The sequence below is a fragment of the Amycolatopsis arida genome, assembly GCF_900115565.1.
Taxonomy (GTDB): domain Bacteria; phylum Actinomycetota; class Actinomycetes; order Mycobacteriales; family Pseudonocardiaceae; genus Yuhushiella; species Yuhushiella arida.
Window position 1 is genome coordinate 305,861 of sequence record NZ_FOWW01000004.1, and the last position, 21,103, is coordinate 326,963.

The 21,103-nt window shown below is 73.4% G+C and carries 19 protein-coding genes; 13 read left to right on the forward strand and 6 right to left on the reverse strand.

The window, feature by feature from the left end:
* Positions 1-6 precede the first annotated feature (6 nt).
* Positions 7-1,416: an MFS transporter gene (locus BM051_RS14515; protein ID WP_092530662.1), complete on the reverse strand. Its 1,410-nt coding sequence runs from the start codon at positions 1,414-1,416 to the stop codon at positions 7-9.
* A 249-nt stretch (positions 1,417-1,665) separates the two neighbouring features.
* On the opposite strand from BM051_RS14515, the gene BM051_RS14520 reads away from it, so the two are divergent.
* The 3 genes from BM051_RS14520 (at position 1,666) to BM051_RS14530 (ending at position 4,393) form a co-directional block, all read left to right on the forward strand.
* Positions 1,666-2,523, forward strand: a complete 858-nt coding sequence (locus BM051_RS14520; protein WP_092530663.1) for a DeoR/GlpR family DNA-binding transcription regulator — start codon at positions 1,666-1,668, stop codon at positions 2,521-2,523.
* Between the two features lie 101 nt (positions 2,524-2,624).
* Positions 2,625-3,305 carry a class I SAM-dependent methyltransferase gene (locus BM051_RS14525; RefSeq protein WP_092530664.1) on the forward strand — a complete coding sequence of 227 codons (681 nt, stop codon included), beginning with the start codon at positions 2,625-2,627 and terminating at the stop codon, positions 3,303-3,305.
* A 326-nt stretch (positions 3,306-3,631) separates the two neighbouring features.
* Positions 3,632-4,393, forward strand: a complete 762-nt coding sequence (locus tag BM051_RS14530; protein WP_134046234.1) for an AfsR/SARP family transcriptional regulator — start codon at positions 3,632-3,634, stop codon at positions 4,391-4,393.
* A 40-nt stretch (positions 4,394-4,433) separates the two neighbouring features.
* On the opposite strand, the gene BM051_RS14535 is transcribed toward BM051_RS14530, so the two are convergent.
* Complete coding sequence (locus BM051_RS14535; protein WP_092530666.1) at positions 4,434-6,323, reverse strand: AfsR/SARP family transcriptional regulator; 1,890 nt, start codon at positions 6,321-6,323, stop codon at positions 4,434-4,436.
* Between the two features lie 493 nt (positions 6,324-6,816).
* On the opposite strand from BM051_RS14535, the gene BM051_RS14540 reads away from it, so the two are divergent.
* Complete coding sequence (locus BM051_RS14540) at positions 6,817-7,341, forward strand: MarR family winged helix-turn-helix transcriptional regulator (protein WP_092530667.1); 525 nt, start codon at positions 6,817-6,819, stop codon at positions 7,339-7,341.
* A gap of 220 nt (positions 7,342-7,561) precedes the next feature.
* Here BM051_RS14540 and BM051_RS14545 read toward each other — a convergent pair whose 3' ends face one another.
* The gene (locus tag BM051_RS14545; protein ID WP_092530668.1) at positions 7,562-8,248 is read right to left on the reverse strand and encodes an SDR family NAD(P)-dependent oxidoreductase; all 687 of its coding nucleotides are present in this window, start codon (positions 8,246-8,248) and stop codon (positions 7,562-7,564) included.
* A gap of 179 nt (positions 8,249-8,427) precedes the next feature.
* Between BM051_RS14545 and BM051_RS14550 the strand changes: the two genes are divergently transcribed.
* Positions 8,428-9,603, forward strand: a complete 1,176-nt coding sequence (locus tag BM051_RS14550; protein WP_092530669.1) for a nucleotide disphospho-sugar-binding domain-containing protein — start codon at positions 8,428-8,430, stop codon at positions 9,601-9,603.
* Between the two features lie 391 nt (positions 9,604-9,994).
* Here the strand turns inward: BM051_RS14550 and BM051_RS14555 are convergent, their stop codons facing one another.
* Positions 9,995-10,603: a TetR/AcrR family transcriptional regulator gene (locus BM051_RS14555; protein WP_092530670.1), complete on the reverse strand. Its 609-nt coding sequence runs from the start codon at positions 10,601-10,603 to the stop codon at positions 9,995-9,997.
* Positions 10,604-10,767: 164 nt separating this feature from the next.
* Here BM051_RS14555 and BM051_RS14560 point away from each other — a divergent pair, with 164 nt between their 5' ends.
* Positions 10,768-11,298, forward strand: a complete 531-nt coding sequence (locus BM051_RS14560; protein ID WP_092530671.1) for a peroxiredoxin-like family protein — start codon at positions 10,768-10,770, stop codon at positions 11,296-11,298.
* Positions 11,295-12,329, forward strand: coding sequence for an LLM class flavin-dependent oxidoreductase (locus BM051_RS14565; RefSeq protein WP_243859631.1), 1,035 nt, complete (start codon positions 11,295-11,297; stop codon positions 12,327-12,329). The genes BM051_RS14560 and BM051_RS14565 overlap by 4 nt, the downstream gene beginning before the upstream one ends.
* A gap of 360 nt (positions 12,330-12,689) precedes the next feature.
* Here BM051_RS14565 and BM051_RS14570 read toward each other — a convergent pair whose 3' ends face one another.
* The gene (locus BM051_RS14570) at positions 12,690-13,892 is read right to left on the reverse strand and encodes an FAD-dependent oxidoreductase (RefSeq protein ID WP_092530672.1); all 1,203 of its coding nucleotides are present in this window, start codon (positions 13,890-13,892) and stop codon (positions 12,690-12,692) included.
* 301 nt (positions 13,893-14,193) lie between these two features.
* On the opposite strand from BM051_RS14570, the gene BM051_RS14575 reads away from it, so the two are divergent.
* Both BM051_RS14575 and BM051_RS14580 read left to right on the forward strand, forming a co-directional pair.
* Complete coding sequence (locus BM051_RS14575; protein ID WP_092530673.1) at positions 14,194-15,048, forward strand: LLM class flavin-dependent oxidoreductase; 855 nt, start codon at positions 14,194-14,196, stop codon at positions 15,046-15,048.
* A gap of 260 nt (positions 15,049-15,308) precedes the next feature.
* The gene (locus BM051_RS14580; RefSeq protein WP_092530674.1) at positions 15,309-16,250 is read left to right on the forward strand and encodes a threonine ammonia-lyase; all 942 of its coding nucleotides are present in this window, start codon (positions 15,309-15,311) and stop codon (positions 16,248-16,250) included.
* A 43-nt stretch (positions 16,251-16,293) separates the two neighbouring features.
* Here the strand turns inward: BM051_RS14580 and BM051_RS14585 are convergent, their stop codons facing one another.
* Positions 16,294-16,950 (reverse strand): formylglycine-generating enzyme family protein, encoded by a 657-nt coding sequence (locus tag BM051_RS14585; protein WP_208325971.1) that lies wholly within the window; start codon positions 16,948-16,950, stop codon positions 16,294-16,296.
* 149 nt (positions 16,951-17,099) lie between these two features.
* On the opposite strand from BM051_RS14585, the gene BM051_RS14590 reads away from it, so the two are divergent.
* The 4 genes from BM051_RS14590 to BM051_RS14605 are packed head-to-tail and all read left to right on the forward strand — an operon-like array spanning position 17,100 to position 21,102.
* On the forward strand, positions 17,100-17,888 hold the full coding sequence (locus BM051_RS14590) for an MlaE family ABC transporter permease (protein WP_092530676.1): 789 nt from the start codon (positions 17,100-17,102) through the stop codon (positions 17,886-17,888).
* A 3-nt stretch (positions 17,889-17,891) separates the two neighbouring features.
* Positions 17,892-18,740 (forward strand): MlaE family ABC transporter permease, encoded by an 849-nt coding sequence (locus BM051_RS14595; RefSeq protein WP_092530677.1) that lies wholly within the window; start codon positions 17,892-17,894, stop codon positions 18,738-18,740.
* Positions 18,737-20,071 carry an MCE family protein gene (locus BM051_RS14600; RefSeq protein ID WP_092530678.1) on the forward strand — a complete coding sequence of 445 codons (1,335 nt, stop codon included), beginning with the start codon at positions 18,737-18,739 and terminating at the stop codon, positions 20,069-20,071. The genes BM051_RS14595 and BM051_RS14600 overlap by 4 nt, the downstream gene beginning before the upstream one ends.
* Positions 20,068-21,102 (forward strand): MCE family protein, encoded by a 1,035-nt coding sequence (locus tag BM051_RS14605; RefSeq protein ID WP_092530679.1) that lies wholly within the window; start codon positions 20,068-20,070, stop codon positions 21,100-21,102. Before BM051_RS14600 ends, BM051_RS14605 begins: the two co-directional genes overlap by 4 nt.
* Position 21,103 lies beyond the last annotated feature (1 nt).

A 21,103-nucleotide genomic window follows, 5' to 3' on the forward strand; every position in this document is an offset into this window, starting at 1 on the left:
CCTCCTTCAGCCGACGCGGGCGGGCGCCGGGCCCGCCGGGTCACCGGTCGGCGCGGGCACCCGGAGGAACAGCGTCAGCACCGCGCTGACCACGTACAACCCGGCGAAGGTCAGCATGACACCTTCCACGCCCAGCGACCCGAGGAACAGGCCGGCGATCGCCGGGCCGGCCATGACGCTCGCGCCGGCGCCGAGGTTGAGCGCGGCCATGGCCTGGCCCTTGTGCTCGGGGGCGAGCGAGGGCATCAGCGCCGACAGCGGGACGTATCCGGCGAGCGTGGCGCCGTAGAGCGCGGCCACGAGCAGCGCCAGCCAGTACTGCGGCCCGGCCGCCACGGGCACGTAGTACAGCAGCACGGTGGTGAGCGCCGAGCCGACGCCGCCGAACCACGTCACCGTGCGCCGCCAGCCGAGCCGGTCGCCGACGATGCCGAAGATCAGGTTGAAGACGATGTTGGTGGCGAACATGACGGTCAGCAGCCGCAGCCACTCGCCGAGGGTGAACCCGATGGTCTGGGTGAAGAAGACCGGGAGGAACACCAGGTAGCCGAACTGCGGGGCGGTGTTGATCATCCGGACCACGGCGCCCAGTCCGATCCTCGGGTTGCGCCACAGGATCGTCACGCTGCCCAGCAGGGTGATCAGCGGGCGTTCCCCCGGCGGCGCGAGGCGGGCGTAGCCGGTGCGCTCGCGCACGCCGAGCAACGCCACCAGCCCGCCGGCGGTGATGAGCGCGAGGGCGAACCACAGCGTGCGGTACTCGCCGACGGCCGGCACCAGCCCGCTGGCCACCAGCGACCCCAGTGTCGGCAGCCCGCCGGTGAAGGCGAACCAGAACCAGCCGACCGCGGTGCCGAGCCGGTGGCGCGGGGTGGCCGCGGCGATCCAGACCAGGAAGCCGAACGCGAACAGCGGGTAGCCGAACCCGCGCAGGCCATAGCCGAGCAGCAGCAGCGGGTAGTTCACCGTGGGCACGGCCACGGCGAGGAACAGCACCTGCAACGCCACCCAGATCGCCAGGCCGAGCCACATCACCCGGCGCGGCCCCCACAGGTCGGACAGCGCGCCGGACAGCCATGCCGCCACGCCCGCGGTCACGCCGTACACGGTGAACAGCACCGCGACCTGGTGCTCGGTCAGCCCGCGGGCGAGCAGGTACGGCGAGAGGTAGCCGGCCTCGACACCGTCGCCGATCATGAAGATCAGCAGGCCGACGAAGCCCCACGCCAGCGGGCGGGGAATGCCCAGCCGGTCCACCCAGGACCGGGCCGGGGGCCCCTCGGCCGGGGTCGCGTCCCGGCCCGGCGGGCCCGCCGGCTCCGCCGCCCCTGACGCGGCGGGTGTCACCGGCGCCACCGGCTCGGCCGGCGTGTCGGACCCCGCTCGGCCGTGACGTGACACCTCGCTGTGTCCCATGGCCACCACCTTCTTCCTCGCCCTCGCTGCCCCCTGCGCGCTCCCGCGGCCGTCCGACGAGGAGCGCACCGAGCAGACCTCGACCGGTGCCGGTGCGGCAATCGTTCCGGCGCAACACACCGGGAAGTCCGGCGGCGCCGATGTGAAGTTCCGGACCGGTGGCCGGGCCGCGGCCGGGATTGGGCCCGGTCGTCGCGTGAGGTTCGTGATAACTTCACTCGAACGTTCGTGGCGGCGAGGAGGCCGGAGATGCCGGCGCGGTGGAAGGATCCGAGCGGCTCGGCGGACGGGCGCGACGTGCCCGGCCAGCCCGCCGGGGTGGCGCCGTCAGTGCGGTCGGGCGCCCAGTGGGACCGGCAGCGGCGGATCCGCGAGCGGGTGAGCGCCGTGGGGTTCCTGCGGACCGCCGACCTGGCCGCGGAGTTCGGGGTCAGCCTGATGACCATCCACCGGGACTTCGACGTGCTGCAGGCGCAGGGCTGGCTGCGCAAGGTGCGCGGCGGCGCCACGGCCGTGCCGTCGGCGATGTTCCACGGCGACGTCGAGCAGCGGATGGCGGCGAACCCGGCGGCCAAGCGGCGGCTGGCCGCCGCGGCGCTGGACCTGGTGGTTCCCGGCCAGGTGGTGATGCTCGACGAGAGCACCACCTGCCTGTACCTGGCCCAGCGCCTGGCGGAGCGCACGCCGTTGACGCTCGTGACGTACTTCCAGCCGGTGGTCGAGTTGCTCGCCGGCACGCCCGGGATCACCCTGATCGCGCTGGGCGGGGAGTACTTCCCGGCCTACGACGCTTTCCTCGGGCTGTACACCGCTGAGGGCGTGGCCAAGGTTCGGGCGGACACCGTGTTCCTGTCCACCACGGCCATCTCGCACGGGCGGTGCTACCACCAGTCACAGGAGACGGTCGCGGTGAAGCGGGCGCTCATGGCGGCGGCGTCGCGCCGGGTGCTGCTCGTCGACCACACCAAGTTCGCCCGCCAGGGCCTCTACGCACTGGCCGCGCTCGCCGACTTCGATCTCGTGCTCGTCGACGAGGGGCTGCCGCCGGCCGAGCAGCGCCGGCTCCGCGACACCGGCGTCGCGCTCCGCGTCGTCCCGACCCGCTGACCACCGAGTTCGACGCCAGGAACCGCGAGTCGCGCCGCGGCGTGGAAGCAAGAGTCCCGAGCCGCGCACGCGGAAGGCGCCGCTGCCGTAGGCTCGTACTCGTGATCAAAGACTCCGCCGCCGAGCTGTTCGACGGCCTCGCCGCGACCTATGACGGGGACGACTACCACCGGATTGTTGCCGAACGGCTCGTCGACGGCGTGCCGGTCCCGGCGGGCGCGGGCACCGGCTCGGACGGCGGACCGAACACCCTGCTGGACAGGGTGCTGGACATTGCCACCGGCACCGGCGAGGCGGCGTTCGCGGCGGTGCGCCGGCTGGGCGCCCGCCACGTGCTGGCCGTCGACATCGCGCCCGGCATGATCGCCGAGGCGAGGGCGAAGGCCAGCACGAGGGACCCGGATCGGCGGATCGAGTGGCGGGTGGCGCCGGGCGTCCCGGCGCCGGTCACTCCGGCGAGCGTCGACCTCGTGCTCTGCGCGTCCGCGCTGCACTTCCTCGGCACCGCCGCGCTCGTTGACTGGCGGCGGGTGCTGCGCCCCGGCGGCCGGGTGGCCTTCACCCTCCCTTGTGCCAGCACCTTCGCCGCCTCCGGCGCGGCGGCCGCCCTGCTCGCTCCCGACCTTCGGCCACCCGCGACCGCCGGGGAGGCGGCCGCGTCGGCGGCGACCGCCGGCTTCACCGAGGTCTCCGTCGAGCGCCTCGTGGTGCGCGCCGGTGGCCGGGCCAGGGCGGTATATGTTGTGCACGCACTCGCCGGGCCCACTCCGGGTCCGGTCTGACGCTATTCTGGGGCGGCCCGGCAAAAGCTCGGTAGAAAGGGCGACAGTACGAGGAACCATTCATACTCCGCGTTCCGTCACCCGCTCGGCCCAGGCCGGCGCGACCGCGGGGTTACCTACTGGTTGGTCGGTTCACCTGGTCGTCGGGCTACTTGCGCCGGTTGGTACATGTAAGTAAGTTACCTGACGCGTCTTGGCTCAACAGTGCGAAGCGTCGAGTCGTCTGGGGCAAGTTTGGCTGCATCTTAACGTCACATAACGCTGCTGTACCCGTACCTCTTCTCGTCACGAAGCGCTGGGGGCTGGATGTGGCATGGAATTTCAGGGTGTTGGGTCCGCTCGTCGTCGAGCAGGACGGGCGCGATTTCACCCCGACCGCGCCCAAGCTGAGAACGCTGCTCGGTTTGCTGGTCGCCCAGCAGAACCGGATGGTCCGGACCAGCGCGCTCATCGACGAGCTGTGGGGCGAAACGCCACCGGGTAGCGCCCGCGCCGTCGTCCAGACCTACGTGCACCGGCTCCGCCGGCTGTTCCTCGGCGAGGGCGCCGTACCTGCGGAGATCGGCCTCCACACCTACGGCGACGGGTACTGCCTCCGCGTCCCGACGACCCGCGTGGACCACTGCGCCTTCAACGACCTGGTCAGGGACGGCGCGGCCGCCAGGGCCGGTGGCGATCTCGACCGCGCGTCGACCCTGCTGCGCCGGGCGCTCGCCCTCTGGCACGGCCCGGCCATGGCCGGGGTGGAGACCGGGAGCCGGCTGTCCGCCTTCGCCGCCAGGATGGAGGAGAACCGGCTGCACGCGCTCGAGGCTCGCATCGACGTGGATCTCGAGCTCGGGCTGCACCGGGTGCTGGTCGCCGAGCTCAAGGAGCACGTCCTCACCTTCCCGCTGCACGAGGGGTTCCACGCCCGCCTCATGCGGGCCCTGTACGGATGCGACCGGCGACCCGAGGCGCTCGACGTCTACCGCGACTTCCGCCATCGGATGATCAGCTCGGTGGGGCTCGAGCCATCGAACTCGCTGCAGCGGCTGCACCAGTCGATGATCTCCGGCGAGACGCCCGCCGGCTCGCGGTACCCCTGACCGGCCAGCTCGGGAGCCGCTCCCGAGCTGGCCGTCGTCGTCAGGACAGTGCCGGCTGGCCGATCAGCGCCGCCTCGTCCAGCGGCGACCGCTGCCGGGGCGGGTGCCGCTCGACACCGAGCTGGTGCCCGACCGTGCGCACCCGCGGCAGGAACCAGTACCGGAACCGGTCGGGCTCGCCGGTCACCGGCTCGATCTCCAGCAGCCGCACCTCCGCGAGCTCCTCCAGCAGCGCCTCGGCCGTGTACTCGTCGACGTCGAGGCTGGTCGCGGCGGCGCCGACGGTGACGTGGTGCGCGGCGGTCGCGGTGAGCGCGCGAAACGCCGCCCTGGCGTGCTCCGGCAGCATCCGGTAGGTCCGCTCGACGCTCGGCCGCAGGGTGAGCGGGTCGGCCCCGGTGCTGACGCAGTGGCCGATCTCCTGGTTCAGCCACTGCGCCGCCCGACCGATCGACCAGTGCGGTCGCAACTGCAGGCGGCTGGCCGCGGCGTGCAGCGCCGCGGGCAGGCCATCGCAGATCCGCACCACGCCGCGCGCGGCCTCGACGTCCCGGCCGACCCGTTCGGCGCCGATCGCCTGGGCCAGCAGCTCGACACCGTCGGCCATCGTGAGCGGAGACAGGTCCACGGTCGTCGTCGGGTACGGCACGGACAGCCGTCTCCGGCTCGCCGCCAGCACCCCGCAGCCGGGCCCGGCCGGCAGCAGCGCGAGCAGTTGCCGGTCGTCCACCACGTCGTCGAGCACGATCAGCGCCTTCCGCTGCGCGGTCCAGCCGCGATAGGCGTGCAGCCGCTCGTCGGTCCCGCCCGGGATCTCGCCGGCCGGCACCCCCGCCCGGCGCAGCAGAGCACCGAGCACCTCGCCCAGCTCGGCGGGCTCGTCGCGGGCGTCCAGCAGCCGGGCGCTGAGCAGCCCGTCCGGGTACGCGTCGGCCAACCGGTGGGCCACGTGCCGGCAGAACGCCAACTTCCCGACCCCTGGTGGCCCGATCACCACCGCGATCGGCCGCCCCTGGCCACCGGGCGACAGCGCCGACACCGCCGCCGCGACCTCCTCGTCCCTGCCGACCAGCGCCGGGCCCTCCGGGCTGAGCTGGGTGGGCACGTTCGGTCGGGAGCGGACCCGCGCGGAGCCGCCCACCGGCGTGAGGTCGAGGCTGCGGTCGGAAGCCAGCACGGCGCGGTGCAACCGCTGGATGTCCCGTGACGGGTCCAGGCCGAGCTCGTCAGCCAGCACGGTCCGGGCTTGCTGGTAGGCGTGCAGCGCCTCCGAACGCCGGCCGGCCCGGTACAGCGCCAGCATCAACTTGGCCTGGAACCCCTCGTGCGTCGGCTGCTGGGCGACCAGCCCGGTCAGCTCGCCGAGGAGGCTGTGGTGCCGGCCGAGCCGGAGGTCGGCGTCGATGCGCAGCTCCAGCGTGCTCTTGCGGATCTCCTCCAGCCGCAGCACCTCGGCCTGCAGGAGTGGGCCGGGATCGACGTCGACGAGCGCCGGTCCGCGCCACACGGTCAGCGCCTTGGCGAGGGTGTCCGCGGCCTGTGCCACCTCGCCCGACTCGAGCTGGGCGTGACCCCGCTGGGCGAGTGACTCGAAGATCCGCGCGTCGAGCGACTCCGGCGACAGGGACAGCAGGTAGCCGCTGGGAAAGGAGTGCAGCGCCGTGGATCGTCCGGCCTGGTCCGAACCGGCGGGCTCGGGGGCCCGGAGCTTGAGCAGCTTGCGGAGCTGGTAGATGTAGGTCTGCAGGGTGGTGGTGACGCTGACCGGGGGGTTGTCCTCCCAGAGCTCCTCGACGATCTGCTCGTTGCGCACGACGCTGTTGGCCCGCATGACCAGCAGGCTCAACACCTGCCGGAGCTTGGGCGCCGAGGGGGTGGCGACGACTCCGTCGCGCAACACCTCCAGCGGGCCGAGTACGGAAACCTTCACGATAGCCAATCCCTCCCAGTGTGGAGCGCGCTAACGCTCGTCCAGCCAGCCCTTCGGGAACTGGCGATGGCTACGCGGCCGACTGTTCTCCAGCCGACTTGATGCCCGCTATACGGCAACTTGAGCCGTCATGGAGAGTTACTGAAACGTTGGTTCCAGGTTCAACGAGGCCCCTTTGCCCGCGCCGCGCCACCGGTTCGGACCAAGGTGGCAAAACTGTCCGCGACGATCCCGCCCGCGCAATCCGCTGATCAGGTTAGGTAAATATAGTGATACGTCACCGCAGGTGTTCGCCGGTGCGGGCCGGGGCGACCCCTGTTGGTCCACCTGCCGTCTTTCACTCGAAGCACGATCACGAACCGCTGGCGAATCTGCCTCGATCGGTGAGATTTCTGGAAGGATAACGACCGTCGCCGCTGGGGGCGAACCGCGGGGAGCGCCGGCGCCAAGCGGACGCGTCACGCGGATCCGACGAATGGCGAGGAAGTGTTCGATGTCCGACGGAACGATGGAGCAGACCACGGAAGACCTGGTGGACCGGCTGGCCGACGTCGGGCGCCAGCTCGGGCTCGCGACGGTGATGTTCCACGCCGTCATCGCCGAGCAGGTCGGCCTTTCGGTGACCGCGCACAAGTGCCTCGACCTGGTCGCCAGGGCCAACGGCCCGCTCACCGTCGGCCGGATCGCCGAGCTCTCCGGGCTGTCCACCGGCGCCGCCACCGGGGTCGTGGACCAGCTCGAGCGGCAGGGCTACGTGCGCAGGGTGCGCGACGCGCAGGACCGGCGCCGGGTGCTGGTCGAGCTGTGCCCGCACGCCATCGGTGAGCTCGGCCCGCGGTTCGGCCAGTTCCGCTCCGAGGTGGACAAGCTGGCCGCCCGGTTCGCCCGGGACGAGCTGGTCACCATCCTGCGCTTCCTCGACGAGGCGGTGCACCTGCTGCGGATGGAGACCGGCCGGATGCGCGCCGGGCTGGGCACCTCGGCGCGCCGGGCCCGCCGCGTCCGGGAGTTGGGCTAGCGCCAAGGCCGGGTCGTCGAGGGTTGCCCCTGTCAGCGGCCTTGACAGCGCAGCCCATCCCCACGCTGACGCCTCGCGGCTGGTATTGCGCTGGTGCCGGGGCCGGGCCTCGTGATCGCGGACGTGGCGGCACGGTGGTGTGGCGGCGTGGCCGCGTGATGCGGGGCGGCCACCGGTGGAGCACGCCGGGCCCGTGGGGAGCACGGCTGATCGGGCGGTGCTACCAGTCGATCCGGCCGGTGCCGCTGAGGAACACGCCGCTGGGCCCGTCGTCGGGCAGCGTCGCGGCGTGGGCGATGTCGACGGCCGCCTCGGCGGGGGAGCGCTGCGCGGTGGGCATCATCCGTGTCCGGGTGCGTCCCGGGTTGACCGCGTTGACCAGGACGCCGGTGCCGCTGGTCTGCGCGGCCAGCATGGTGGTCAGCCCGTTCAGCGCGGTCTTGGACACCGAGTACGCGGCCGCCTTGCCGAACAACCCGACGCTGAACGCCCCGGTGCCGCTGGACACCATCACCACCCTGCCCCATCGGCGCCGCACCATCGACGGCACGAACGCCTGCGCGACCCGCCACGAGCCCAGCAGGTTCACCGCGAGGGTCTGCTCCAGCGTCTCGATCGGCACGGTGAGCGGGTCGGAGTCGCTGTCCAGCAGCACGCCCGCGTTGCTGACCAGGATGTCGACGTGGCCGACCTCCTTCGCCGCGCGCCGCACGCTCTGCGGGTCGGTCACGTCGAGCTCCACCGGGCGGGCGGCCGGGCCGAGGCGGGTCGCGGCCTCCGCGGCCGCGTCGGCCTGGCGGGCCGCCAACACCACCCTCAGCCCGCGCCGGTGCAGCTCGGTGGCGGCGGCCAGTCCCAGTCCCCGGTTCGCCCCGGTGACCAGTGCGGTGCGCGTCGGTTCGGCCATGGCATCCTCCAGCGACGATGTTCGCCCGTGGTTCCGGAGCGTTCCCGGCGGAATCGATGGTCCCCGACCCCACTCGACGCGGTCTGGTGCCGGAAGCGGGACCTTTCCCGCTCCAGTGACTCGCGAGCGGACTCTCCGACACTCGATCTCCGGTAGCCCGCGAACAGAAGGGTGTCGAAATGCGTGTGCTGTTGACCACCTGGGCATGGCCGACCCACCTCTACGCGCTGGTGCCGTTCGGCTGGGCGGCCCGACTGGCCGGGCACGAGGTGGTGGTCGCCAGCCAGCCGGCGCTGCTGCCGGAGATCGCCCGCACCGGGCTTCCCGGGGTCGCGGTGGGCCACGATGTCGACGCCGTCGGCATGGTGCGCGGCTACCTCCTGCCCAAGGCCGGTGGCGGGTCGCCGGCTCCCCAGCCGCCGCGAGCCGGTGACCGGCCTCGCGCGCTGCAGATGGTCCTGGCCCACGCCGAGTCCATGGTGGACGATCTGGTGGCCTTCGCCAGGGATTGGCGGGCCGACGTGGTGGTGTACGAGCCGACCGCGCTGGCCGGCCCGGTGGCGGCGGCCGCGGAGGGGCTTCCCGCGGTGCGGCACCTGTTCGGCCCGGACCTGCTGCACCGCTCCCGTGCCGTGCTGCCCGAGGTGTTGGCGCCGGTGGCCGAGCGGCACGGCGCCGGCCCGGTCGATCCCTTCGGGGTGGTGACCGTCGACCCGACCCCCGACGAGTTGCAGGTCGCCACCGACTACCCGCGCATCCCGGTGCGGTACGTGCCGTTCGCCGGCGGCGGGTCGCTCCCGGTGTGGGGGAAGGGCCGCGGCGGCCGGCCGCGGGTGTGCCTGACCTGGGGGCACACGATCGCGAAGGTGGACCCGGAGCGATTCCTGGTGCCCTGGCTGGCCGGCGTTCTCGGCGACATGGACGTGGACCTCGTGGCGGCGGTGTCCTCCGCGCAGCGGCCGCTGCTCGGCGACGCCGTCGAGGATGGCGTCGACGTCGTGGTGGACGCGGCGCTGCGGGACGTGCTGCCCGGCTGCGACCTGGTGGTGAGCCACGGTGGCGCGGCGACGACGCTGACCGCGCTCGGCCTCGGCGTGCCGCTGCTGGTGATGCCCGCGCTGCCCGACCACGCGGGGCACTCCGCGCGGGTCGTCGCGGCGGGCGCCGGTGAGCAGCTGCCCGCCGGCTCGGCGACCCCGGCCGCGGTGCGGGCCGCGGTACACCGGTTGCTCGACGGCCCGGACGCGCGCGCCGGCGCGGCGGCGGTGCGGGAGCGGATGCTCGCGCGGCCGGCGCCCGGTGACGCCGTGACCGAGGTGGAACGGCTGGTGGAGGTCGGGGCCGCCGCCACGTGAGGGGCGGGTGATGACCGAGCGCGCGAGCGAACGGCCGGAGGCGGCCCGGCGAGCGACGTCGACGGGCGTCGGCGAGCAGTGGTGTCCGAGCGAGCGGGCGAGCTCGCCGTCCGGCGCGGCGGCCGGCTCGCGGGTCAACGATGAGCACGCACCAGGCGGCGGTCCTGCTGTTCGACCTCGCGCTGATCATGGCGCTGGCGGTTGCTGGTCGCGGCGGCTGGCCATGCGGTGTCGCGGTGGCCCTGGTGTTGCCGCGGCAGCATCCGCGCGACCAGCCGGTGGGATTCGTGCTGTTCGTGGGTGTGGCACTGGCGGTGGCGGCGTTCCCCGCCCTGCCAGCGACTTCCTCCCGGCGAACCGGACGGGGTGAGTGGCGCGGCCGCGCCGGCGGTCAGAGGTCGAGGCCGCGCAGCAGGATGTCGAAGCCCCGGCGGAACTCCTCCTCCGGGGGGATGGTCCTGGCCCGCGCCGCGGTCTCGGCCAGGAGCGGGAACTCCTCGGGCGGCAGCGCGGCCAGCGCGGCGGTCCCCGGCCCGGACAGCGCCCCGAAGTGCTCGACCTGCAGTGCGCCGAACACGTAGCCCAGGATGGCCCGGAACGCGATCACCCGCCGCCTGCCGCCGAGTCCCGCGCCGGTGAGCACGGTCAGCATCACCTCACCCCATCGGAGCGAGCTCGGTGCGCGGTGCCGGTGCGCGAGCAGCAGCGGCACGACCGCGGGATGCTCGGCCACCGCCACGCGCACCCGGTCGGCCAGCACGCGCAGCCGGGTACCGGCCGAGCCGCGCGGCATGGTCAGGTCCACCGCGCGCAGGACCAGGTCGACCACGAGCTCCTCGAGCTGCCCCCGGTCGGCGACGTAGCGGTAGAGCGCCATCGTGCTCATGCCGAGCTCGCCGGCGACCGTGCGCATCGAGAGGGCGGCGAGCCCGTCCCGGTCGAGGACGGTCAGCGCCGCGGTCGCGATCCGATCGGGCGTCAGGGAACGGGGTCGAGGCATGGCGGTTGACAGCGTACACCTTACGCGCATAGCGTCGTAGGTGTACACCGCACGCTTACGAATCCGCGAACCGAACCCGTGAGTCGAACCCGCGAGCCGAGGCTCCGCCCGAGCCGAGGTTCCTGCGGAGGCGCGGAGCGTGCCCCGAGGAAAGCGAGTCCCCCATGCGTGAGGTCCCCGCGCGCGAGCTGGTCACCGTCACCGGCGAGCGCATCCGCGTTCCCGATCCCGGGCTCCTGGTGCACCTGCAGTTCCGCCGGTTCGCCGGGTGCCCGATCTGCAACCTCCACCTGCGCTCGGTCGTGCGCCGGCACGACGAGATCATCGCCGCGGGAATCCGCGAGGTGGTGTTCTTCCACTCCCCGGCCGAGGAGTTGCGTGACCACGACCTGCCCTTCGCGGTCGTCGCCGATCCGGGCAGGCGCCTCTACCGGGAGTTCGGTGTCGAGTCGAGCCGACGCGCGCTGCTGCACCCGCGGACCTGGGGTGCCATCGCGCGGGGCGCGGCACTGACGCTCGCCGGCCGGTTCCGGCCGCCGGCGGCGCGACAGGAGGGTGGGCGGCTCGGCCTGCCCGCCGACTTCCTGATCGATCCCGGTGGCCGGGTGCTCGCCGCCAAGTACGGCGAGCACGCCTACGACCAGTGGTCGGTGGACGAGCTGCTCGCCCACGCCAGGACGGAGGCGGCCCGGTGACGGCGTTCGGCCTGATGCTGTTCACGGACACCTTCGGCGGTGACGTGCCGTCCAAGGAGGTGCTCGACTGGTCGCTGGCCTACGTTCGGGAGGCCGAACGGGGCGGCTGGGACGAGGTGTGGACCACCGAGCACCACTTCACGACCGTGGTGCAGAACCCGTCGGCCATCGCCATGGCGGCGTTCCTGCTCGGGCGCACCCGGCTCCGCGTCGGCACGGCCGTCGCGGTGCTGCCCAACCACCACCCCGTCGCGCTCGCCGAGCAGACCGCGCTGCTGCACCACCTGAGTGACGGTCGGTTCACCCTCGGAGTCGGGCGCGGCCAGCCCCTTCTCGACCTGGAGATCTTCGGCGACGGGCTGGCGGGGTACCGCGACATCGAGGAACCGCTCGCGCTGCTGGAGTCCACTCTGCGCGAGGGTCGGGCCAAGGCGAACGGCCAGCGGTTCGCGTTCGACGAGGTGCGGCTCGTGCCCGATCCTCCGGAGCGGCCGCCGCTGGCACTGTCCGTCGGGTCAGCGGCCTCCGCGCGGTTGGCCGGACGGCTCGGCGTGTCGGTCATCCTCGCCCCGTTCGCCAGCCTCGCCGACAAGCGGGTGCTGCTCGACGAGCACGCGCGGGCAGCGGCCGCGCACGGACACCGGATCGACCCTGGCGACAACATCGACTCGACGTACTTCGCGATCGACGACACCACCGAATCGGCACGGCAGCTGCTGATCGACGGCGTGCGCGCGCTCGTGCTGCGGGGCGCGCCCGGCTCGCGGGCGCTGATCGAGCGGCCGGCGACGACCCCGGAAGCCGCCGAAGCGATGGCGCGCGAGGTCGTCGACCACCTCGTGGCGGGTGACCCGGACGAGTGCGTGCGGCAGCTGCGGGAGCGGCGGCGGCTGCTCGGGACCGGAAGGGTGATCCTGATGCCCGAGGGCGCGGGCTCCAGGGAGGCCACGCTGCGCACGGTCCGGCGAGCCGGGCCGGAGGTGTTCGCCCGCGTCGCGGCGGCCGCCGCGGCCCCGGGAGGTTCGCCGTGAGCCTCCCGGGGCCGCGGTCTGGCACTGGCTGACGTCGACCTCACCGGCCGGCTCCCGCCGCCGGGACCACCGGCGTGGACCGACTGGGGGTGCCGCGGCGTGCCCTCGCCGCCCTCCGCGCCCAGCGCCACCACCCGCTCCACGCGCTCCCGGCGCAGGTGCTCGTACTCGGTGAACGCGCCCGCACTGACGCCGTGACGGAGGTGGAGCGGCTGGTGGAGGTCGGGCCGCCGCCAGGTGAAGAGGGGTGGACAGGGCGTGGCCCGGCGGGCCGAGGGTGGGCCCCGCCGAGTCGTTCGGCGGGGCCGCACCCGTTCCGGTCCGCGCTGGTCCACTCGCCGGTCGTCCACCGAGCGGCGCTCAGGCAAGCTCGGGGGCCGGCGCGTCCCACTCGATGTGGTGATCCCACATCCACCGCTGGGCGTCGGTTCCGGTGGCGGCCTGCCCGCGGAACGTGCGTGCCACGAAGAAGTCGCGCAGAATCCGGCCGAGCGGCCCCACGGTCTTGTTGCCGCCGTTGCGTGCGCCCTGCGCCACCACGGCCTCGACCCGCTCCCGCCGGGCCGCCTCGTACCCGGCGAACGCCTCGTCGATCCCCGGGGCGTCCCGCAGCGACTTCGCCAGTACCACCGCGTCCTCCATGGCCATCGCCGCGCCCTGGCCGGCCGCCGGTGACGCCGCATGCGCGGCGTCACCGATGACGATCATCCGGTCGCGGTGCCACAGCGGTACCCTGGGGAAGTAGTACGTCCCGTACGGCGGGTGGATCCGCGGGCTTGCCTCGATCAGCTCGACGGCCGGCGTGCGGTCCACGGCGAACAGGTCGAGCAGCTCCTTGCGGAAGCCCGCGCGGATCCGCCGCAACTCGGCGTCGCCGGGCTCGCCACGCCGCACGGGGTTGGCGAACCACCACACCTCGCCGTCGGGATGCGGCACGTAACTGAAGAAGCACCGCTTGCCGAACACCATCCGCACCTCCCCGGGCTCGGCGTCGACGTCGACCCCGTGCGCGATGCCGGCCGTGTTCAGCAGCCCCTGGTAGGTCGCCCGCGGCGCGTCGGGGTCGATGATCCGCCGCACCGTCGAGTGCAGCCCGTCCGCGCCGACGAGCAGGTCCCCGTGCGCCTCGCTGCCGTCGGCGAACGTCGCCCGCACCCCGTCCCCGGTACGGACGGCCGCGACCAGCCGCTTGCCGTACTCGATCGGCACACCTTGCCGGACGGCCTCGTCGCGCAGCGCCAGGTAGACGTCCGAGCGCAGGATGGTCCGGCACACCGTGCCGTCCGGCAGCGGCCCGCCGAGCGAGAACCCGCCGAGGTCGCGGCCGTTGCCGTTGGTGAACCGTACTCGCGGGGTCGCGAACCCGAGGTCCTGAACCAGCTCCTTCAGTCCGACCGCGCCCAACGCGTCCAGGCCGTTGACGGCGAGCGTCAGGTACGCCCCCGCGCCCTCGGCGCCGCGGTCGTAGGCCTCGTAGACGGTCGATTCGATGCCGGCCCGCCGCAACGCGATCGCGGTCACCGGCCCCGCGATACCACCCCCGATGATCAGTGCCCGGGTCACTGTTTCCTCCTGTCGAAAGTCTCGGAAAATGATTCGTTCTACGGAACTAAATACTTCCGTTCGTCGACATGAGCTGTCAAGTCCGGAGATGGTCGAGTCGTGGTGGACGCCCGCCCGCCGGGCCCGCCCGCCCACCGGGGTCGGCGGGCGCTCGCTCCGCGCGCCAGGGTTCTTCGAGTCGCCCTCGGTACTCCTGCTGAGACGCGGTGCTGGTTAGGGACACCGGCAGCCGGATGGGCAGGCGGATGAGAAGGCTCAGCGTGCAGTGCTGACGTAGTGGCGAGACGAAGGAGTGTCCATCATGGATGTTGGTGTCGGGCTGCCGACCACCGTGCCCGGTACGGACGGCGGGGAACTGCTCGAGTTCGCCCGGCGGGCCGACCGGCTGGGGTTCTCCACGCTGGCGGTGATCGACCGGCTGGTCTACGACAACTACGACAGTCTGACGGCGCTGGCCGCCGCGGCCGGGGTCACCGAGCGGATCACGTTGGCGACCACGATCCTGATCGCGGCCTACCAGCCGAGCCCGGCACTGCTGGCCAAGCAACTGGCCAGCATCGACCGGCTCTCCGGCGGCCGGCTGGTGGTCGGTGTCGCCGCCGGTGGACGGCCGGACGACTTCCAGGCCACCGGGGTGGACTACTCCCGGCGCGGCCGAATCCTCGACGACCTGCTCGACGAGGTCAAGCGGGTGTGGGCGGGGGAGCACGAGCTCGGCATCGGGCCGAAGCCCACCGCCGGACAGGTTCCACTGTGGGTCGGCGGACACTCGCGGGCCGCGCTGCGCAGGGCGGCCCGGCACGGGACCGGCTGGATCGCGCCGGGCGGCTCGGTGTCCGCCTTCCCGGACCTCGTGGCCGGTGCCAGGGCGTTGTGGGCCGAGGAGGGCAGGACCGACGCCCTACGGATCGTCGCGCTCACCTACGTCGCGCTCGGCGCCGACCGCAAGGAGAAGGGCGGGAAGTACCTCGTCGACTACTACTCCCACATCGGGGAGAAGGCGAAGTACCTGGCCGCCGGGGTGATCGCCAACGAGGGCCGGCTGCGGGAGACGATCGACGGCTACGCCGAGGTCGGCTGCGACGAACTGCTGCTGTTCCCGTGCACCACCGACCCCGACCATCTCGACCTGATCGCGAAGGTCGCGCTGCCGTGACGGTGGACGTGCTGGCCGGCGCCTCGGCCGGATCCAGCACGTCGAGGCGAACCGGTACGCGGTGCGGCCCACCGGGCAGGTGCCCGGGGTCGTCGCCGAGGGCCCGTGCTCGGCCGGTTGATCCCGCGGACCGACTTCTGGACGTGGACGAGCCTCGCCGTCACCGTGGGGGAGCGCTCGTCGCGCTGGCCACCTGACCGACGCGGACGTGGGGCGTCGCGGGGTTGCGCGGCGGGTCGGTCCGTGGCCACTGTGGTGCGGTGTCCGTTCGTACCGTACGCGTACCCACGATCGCCGACCTCGATCGGGCGGAGGAGATCGTCCGCGCCCACCTGCGCCCCACGCCGCTGCTGCCGGGCGGCGGCGACGACCCGGCGCTGAAGCTGGAGTCGCTGCAGCCCACCGGGTCATTCAAGGTGCGTGGCGCGCTCACCGCGGTGAGCGGGGTGCCGGTGGACGTGCCGGTGATCACCGCGTCGGCCGGCAACCACGCGCTCGGCATCGCCTTCGCCGCCGGGGTGCTCGGCCGTAAGGCGACCGTCGTGGTGCCGGGCAACGCCTCCGCCGCCAAGGTCGCCGCGCTGCGCCGCACGGGCGCCGAACTGGTGGAGGTGGGCACGGGATTCGACGACGCCGAGCGGCACGCGCTCGCCCTCGCCGCGGAGGGCGCGGCCTACGTGTCGGCGTACAACGATCCGGGCGTCATCGCCGGCCAGGGCACCATCGGCCGGGAGCTGGCCACCCAGGTCGACGGCCCGATGACCGTGGTCTGCACGGTCGGCGGCGGTGGCCTCGCCGCCGGGCTGGGCCTGTGGGCGTCCACCCGCCCCGACGTCCGGTTGGCCGGGGCGGAGGTCGCGGCGTCGCCGTCGGTGTCCGCGGCGGTCCGCGCGGGCCGGCGGGTGCCGATCGAGGTGCGCCCGACCCTGGCCGACGGCGCGAAGGGCAACATCGAGCCCGGCTCGGTGACCGTGGACCTCGTCGCCCGGCACGTGGACCAGCTGGTCACCGTGGAGGAGGACGAGCTGCGCGCGGCGGTCCGGTACCTGGTGCGCGAGCGCGGCCTCGTCGCGGAGGGCGCCGGCGCGGTCGGCCTGGCCGCGCTGCTCGCCGGCAAGGTGACGGTGCACGGCCAGCCGGTCGTGGTGATCTCCGGGCGCAACATCGCGCTGCCCACCCTCGCCGAGGTTCTCGCCGGCTGACGCGCCCCACTCCGCCGCGCGGGTCGGCCCGGAGTCGGCCGGATCAGGGCCGTGGAGAGCGCGCGACGCGGAACCCCACGTCGTCGCTGCGGAAGGCCGGGTGGCTGCGCCGCCGCACCGAGGCCCGGCAGCTCCAGTGCTCGTCGAACCACCCGCCGCCGCGTAGTACCCGGTAGCCGCCGTACACCTCGGCGTCGTAGACGTCCCAGCACCAGTCCCACACGTTGCCCAGCGTGTCGTACAGGCCCCACGCGTTGGGCCGCCGGCCGCCCACGTCGTGCACCCGCTCGTCCGAGTTGTCGCGATACCACGCGATCTCGTCGAGCGGGCCGTACCGCGGCCCGGTGCTGCCGGCCCGGCACGCGTGCTCCCACTCGGCCTCCGTCGGCAGCCGGTACCCGCCGGCGGTGGTGTCCCACTCGACGTCCTCGCCGCGCATCCGGTAGGCCGGCGCCAACCCCTCCCGTCGGGACAGGGCGTTGCAGAACCGCACCGCGTCCCACCACGACACGCTCTCCACCGGCAACCGGTCGCCGCGCGCGGCGCTCGGCCGCTCACCAGTGATCAGGGCATACCGCGCCTGCGTCACCGGGCATGCCCCGATCACGAAGGCCGCGACGTCGACCGGCCACTCGCGCCGCGTCCGCCGGTCCGACAGCGTCACCCGCCCCGCCGGAACCGCCACCATCTCGTCTCCCATGAGTGGGCAACCCTAGCGGCGCCACCCGTCCCACCGCGCCCGCGAGCGGCTCGGTCACGGAGGCTGAGCGGTCTGGTCCTCTCCGGTGCGCGCGGCGCGCTCCTACCGTGGATCGACGACGCAGTCACGGAGGGTGGTCAGGCGTGGGGATGCGGGTCGCGCAGCCGATGACGCCGGTGGCGGCCGCCTTCCACCAGGTCGGCCGGGTGGCCGCGCTGCTGCTCGACGTGCTCGGGGCCGCGCCGCGCCGACCGTTCCCGGTGCGCGAGTTCCTCCACCAGGCGTGGTTCTTCGCCAGCGTGACCATCCTGCCCACCGCGCTGGTGGCCATCCCGTTCGGCGCGGTGGTGGCGCTGCAGTTGGGCTCGCTCACCCAGCAGATCGGCGCGCAGTCGTTCACCGGCGCGGCCAGCGCGCTGGCGATCGTGCAGCAGGCCAGCCCGCTGGTCACCGCGCTGCTGGTGGCCGGCGCCGGCGGCAGCGCCGTCTGTGCCGACATCGGGGCGCGCAAGATCCGCGAGGAGATCGACGCCATGCAGGTGCTCGGCGTCGACCCGGTGCACCGGCTCATCCTGCCCAGGGTGCTGGCCGCCATGGTGGTCGCGGTGCTGCTCAACGGGCTGGTCAGCGTGGTCGGCGTGGTCGGCGGCTACGTGTTCAACGTCCTGGTGCAGGGTGGCACCCCCGGCGCCTACCTGGCCAGCTTCAGCGCACTGGCCCAGCTGTCCGACCTCGGCATCTCCTCGGTCAAGGCCCTGCTGTTCGGGCTGGTCGCCGGCATCGTCGCGGCCGATCGCGGGCTCAACCCGGCCGCGGGCCCCAAGGGCGTCGGCGACGCGGTGAACCAGTCGGTGGTCATCACGTTCCTGCTGCTGTTCCTGATCAACGTCGTGCTCACCGGCGTCTACCTGCAGCTCGTCCCGCCGAAGTTGGTGTAGCCGATGACCCCCACCCCTCCCTCGGTGGCCCGGCTCGAGCGGGCGCTGGCCCGGCCGGCGGGCGCGCTGGCCGGGTTGGGCCGGCAGTTCGCCTTCTACGGCGCCGTGCTCGCGTGGGTGCCACGCACCCTGCGCCGCTACCTCCGGGAGACCACCCGGCTGCTGGCCGAGGTGTCGTTCGGCACCGGTGCGCTCGCGGTGATCGGCGGCACCCTCGGCGTGATGGTCGGGCTGACGCTGTTCACCGGCACCGTCGTCGGCCTGCAGGGCTACTCGGCGCTGAACCAGCTCGGCACCGGCGCGCTCACCGGTTTCTTCACCGCCTACTTCAACACCCGCGAGATCGCCCCGCTGGCCGCCGGGCTGGCGCTGTCGGCCACCGTCGGCTGTGGGTTCACCGCGCAGCTCGGCGCCATGCGGATCTCCGAGGAGATCGACGCGCTCGACGTCATGGGCGTGCCCAGCCTGCCCTACCTGGTGACCACCCGGGTGCTCGCCGGCCTCGCCGCGGTGGTGCCGTTCTACGTGATCGGCCTGTTCACCTCCTACCTGGCGTCCCGGCAGATCACCGTGTGGTTCTACGGGCAGTCGGCCGGCACCTACGACCATTACTTCAACCTCTTCCTGCCGCCCGAGGACGTGCTGTGGTCCTTCGGCAAGGTGCTGGTGTTCAGCCTCGTGGTGATCATGAGCCACTGCTACTACGGCTACACCGCGCGGGGCGGTCCGGCCGGCGTCGGCGTCGCGGTCGGCCGGGCGGTGCGGACCTCGATCGTGGCGCTCACCGTGCTGGACTTCTTCCTCAGCCTGGCGATCTGGGGCGCCACCACGACCGTCAGGATCGCCGGATGAGCGCCCGGTCCGCGCTCCGCTCCGCCCGCTACCCGCTGCTCGGGCTGGTGTTCCTGGTGGTGATCGCGTCGTTCCTCGCGCTCACCGTCGCGGTCTACGCCAAGGTGTTCTCCCGCACCGTCGAGGTCGAGCTGGAGACCGACCGGATCGGCAACCAGATGCGGATCGGATCCGAGGTCAAGCTGCGCGACGTCCGCGTCGGCGAGGTCAGCGCGCTGCGCTCGGACGGGCGGCGGGCCGTGCTCACCCTGGCGCTGAACCCCGAGCAGGTGCACCGCGTCCCGGCGAACGTCACCGCCCGGTTGCTGCCCAAGACGCTGTTCGGCGAGCGGTTCGTGTCACTGGAGGTGCCCGACCGGCCGGCGCCGGTTCCGTTGGCCGCGGGCGCGGTCATCCCGCAGGACCGCAGCGCCAACGCGGTGGAGATCGAGCGGGTGCTCGACGAGCTGATGCCGGTCCTGCGCGCGGTGCAGCCGCAGAAGCTCGCCGCGACGCTGACCGCGGTGGCCACGGCCCTGGAGGGGCGAGGGGCCAGTCTCGGCGAGACGGTGCGGCTGCTCGACGGCTACGTGCGTGAGCTGGTGCCGGCGCTGCCCGACCTCACCGCGGTTCTCGCCGACGCCGCCCCGGTCGCCGAGGGCTACGGGCGGGCCGGGCCCGACCTGCTCGCCGCGCTGGCCGACCTGACCGCCACCAGCCGGACGCTCGTGGCCCGGCGAGACACCCTGCGCGAGCTGATGGTCGCCGGCACCACCGTGGCGCTCGACGCGCACGCCTTCCTCGCCGCCAACCGGGACAATGTCATCGGGCTGGTGGCTGCGGGCCGCGGCCCGGCCGAGGTGCTGGCCCGGTACGCCCCGCAGTACCCGTGCCTGCTGCGGCAGGTGGCCGACCTGGTCCCGAAGGCCGAGGAGTTCGTCGGCAAGGGCACCGACCACCCCGGCATCGCGACGTTCACCGCGGAGATCACCGTCAACCGGGGCCCCTACGTCCCCGGCGTCGACACCCCGCGCTACGGCGACAGGCGCGGCCCGCGCTGCTACGCGTTGTCCGGTCCGGGGGAGCACCCGCCCGCGTACCCGGCCGACGGCCCGTTCGAGGACGGCTCGACCAAGCCCGCCGCCCGGCAGCCGCAGCACGGCGCGCTCCCGCCCGGTGGAGGCGGGGCACCAGAGGGCGCCGCCGGTTCGCTGGCCCACTCGCCGGCCGAGCGGGACCTGCTCGGTGTGCTGCTGTCCCCGCGGCTCGGGGTGCCGCCACCGGAGGTGCCCGGGTGGAGCAGCCTGCTGGTCGGCCCGCTCTACCGCGGGGCGGAGGTGGTCCTGCGATGAGGGGCTTGCTCGCGCCGGCGCTGAAGCTGGCCGTGTTCGCGGTGGTCACGATCCTCCTCACCGGCCTGCTCGCGGTCACCATCACCGGGGTGAGTCTCGGCCCCGAGCGGACGTACGTGGCCCAGTTCCGCGACGTGCTCGGCCTGAACGAGGGCGACGACGTGCGGATGTCCGGGGTGCGGGTGGGCACCGTGCGGGAGATCGAGGCGGTGGACCCGCGCTACGCCGAGGTGCGGTTCAGCATCGAGGACGGCAGGGCCGTCGCCGCGGACGCCACCGCCGCCGTGCGCTACCGCAACCTGATCGGCCAGCGCTACGTCGCGATCGACTCCGCCGCGCCGGCGCCCGGCGAGGAACTGCCCGACGGCGGCACGATCCCGGTGGAGCGCACCACGCCGGCGCTGAACCTGACCGAGTTGCTGGGCGGCTTCCGGCCGCTGTTCGCCGCGCTCGACCCGGAGCAGGTGAACCGGCTGGCCGAGCACGTCGTGGCGGTGCTGCAGGGCGAGGGCGGCACCATCGACGGGGTGCTCGCGCACACCGCGTCGCTCACCGCGACGCTGGCCGAGCGGGACGCCGTGGTCGGCAGGGTGATCGACAAACTCAACGCGGTGCTGGACACGGTGAACGCGCGCGACGGCGAGCTCGCCACGTTGCTGGACGAGACCCAGGCCCTGGTGTCCGGACTGGCCGAGCAGCGCCGGCCGATCGGCGACGCGGTGGCCGCGATGGGTGAGCTGGCGGACGGCACCGGCGACCTGCTCGCGCACGCCCGCGCCCCGCTCCGCGAGGGCATCGCCAACCTGGGCGCGCTCAGCGCGAACCTGGCCGACGCCGAGCCGCTCGTCGAGCACTTCCTGCGCACCCTGCCGGGCAAGGCCGCGACCCTGACCCGGGTGGTGAGCTACGGGAGCTGGCTCAACTTCTACCTCTGCGGGGTCAGCGGCACCGTCGGCGTCCGCGCGCTCGACGTCGAGCTGCCGATCCTGCCGCTGCCCGCCACCAGCGCCGCGCCGAGGTGTGGTTCATGAG

Excerpts from the sequence above, each read along its gene's own strand:
- BM051_RS14515 (WP_092530662.1), bottom strand. The coding sequence starts at position 1,416 with ATGGGACACAGCGAGGTGTCACGTCACGGCCGAGCGGGGTCCGACACG.
- BM051_RS14520 (WP_092530663.1), top strand. The coding sequence starts at position 1,666 with ATGCCGGCGCGGTGGAAGGATCCGAGCGGCTCGGCGGACGGGCGCGAC.
- BM051_RS14540 (WP_092530667.1), top strand. The coding sequence starts at position 6,817 with ATGTCCGACGGAACGATGGAGCAGACCACGGAAGACCTGGTGGACCGG.
- BM051_RS14545 (WP_092530668.1), bottom strand. The coding sequence starts at position 8,248 with ATGGCCGAACCGACGCGCACCGCACTGGTCACCGGGGCGAACCGGGGA.
- BM051_RS14550 (WP_092530669.1), top strand. The coding sequence starts at position 8,428 with ATGCGTGTGCTGTTGACCACCTGGGCATGGCCGACCCACCTCTACGCG.
- BM051_RS14555 (WP_092530670.1), bottom strand. The coding sequence starts at position 10,603 with ATGCCTCGACCCCGTTCCCTGACGCCCGATCGGATCGCGACCGCGGCG.
- BM051_RS14560 (WP_092530671.1), top strand. The coding sequence starts at position 10,768 with ATGCGTGAGGTCCCCGCGCGCGAGCTGGTCACCGTCACCGGCGAGCGC.
- BM051_RS14575 (WP_092530673.1), top strand. The coding sequence starts at position 14,194 with ATGGATGTTGGTGTCGGGCTGCCGACCACCGTGCCCGGTACGGACGGC.
- BM051_RS14585 (WP_208325971.1), bottom strand. The coding sequence starts at position 16,950 with ATGGGAGACGAGATGGTGGCGGTTCCGGCGGGGCGGGTGACGCTGTCG.
- BM051_RS14590 (WP_092530676.1), top strand. The coding sequence starts at position 17,100 with ATGCGGGTCGCGCAGCCGATGACGCCGGTGGCGGCCGCCTTCCACCAG.
- BM051_RS14595 (WP_092530677.1), top strand. The coding sequence starts at position 17,892 with ATGACCCCCACCCCTCCCTCGGTGGCCCGGCTCGAGCGGGCGCTGGCC.
- BM051_RS14600 (WP_092530678.1), top strand. The coding sequence starts at position 18,737 with ATGAGCGCCCGGTCCGCGCTCCGCTCCGCCCGCTACCCGCTGCTCGGG.
- BM051_RS14605 (WP_092530679.1), top strand. The coding sequence starts at position 20,068 with ATGAGGGGCTTGCTCGCGCCGGCGCTGAAGCTGGCCGTGTTCGCGGTG.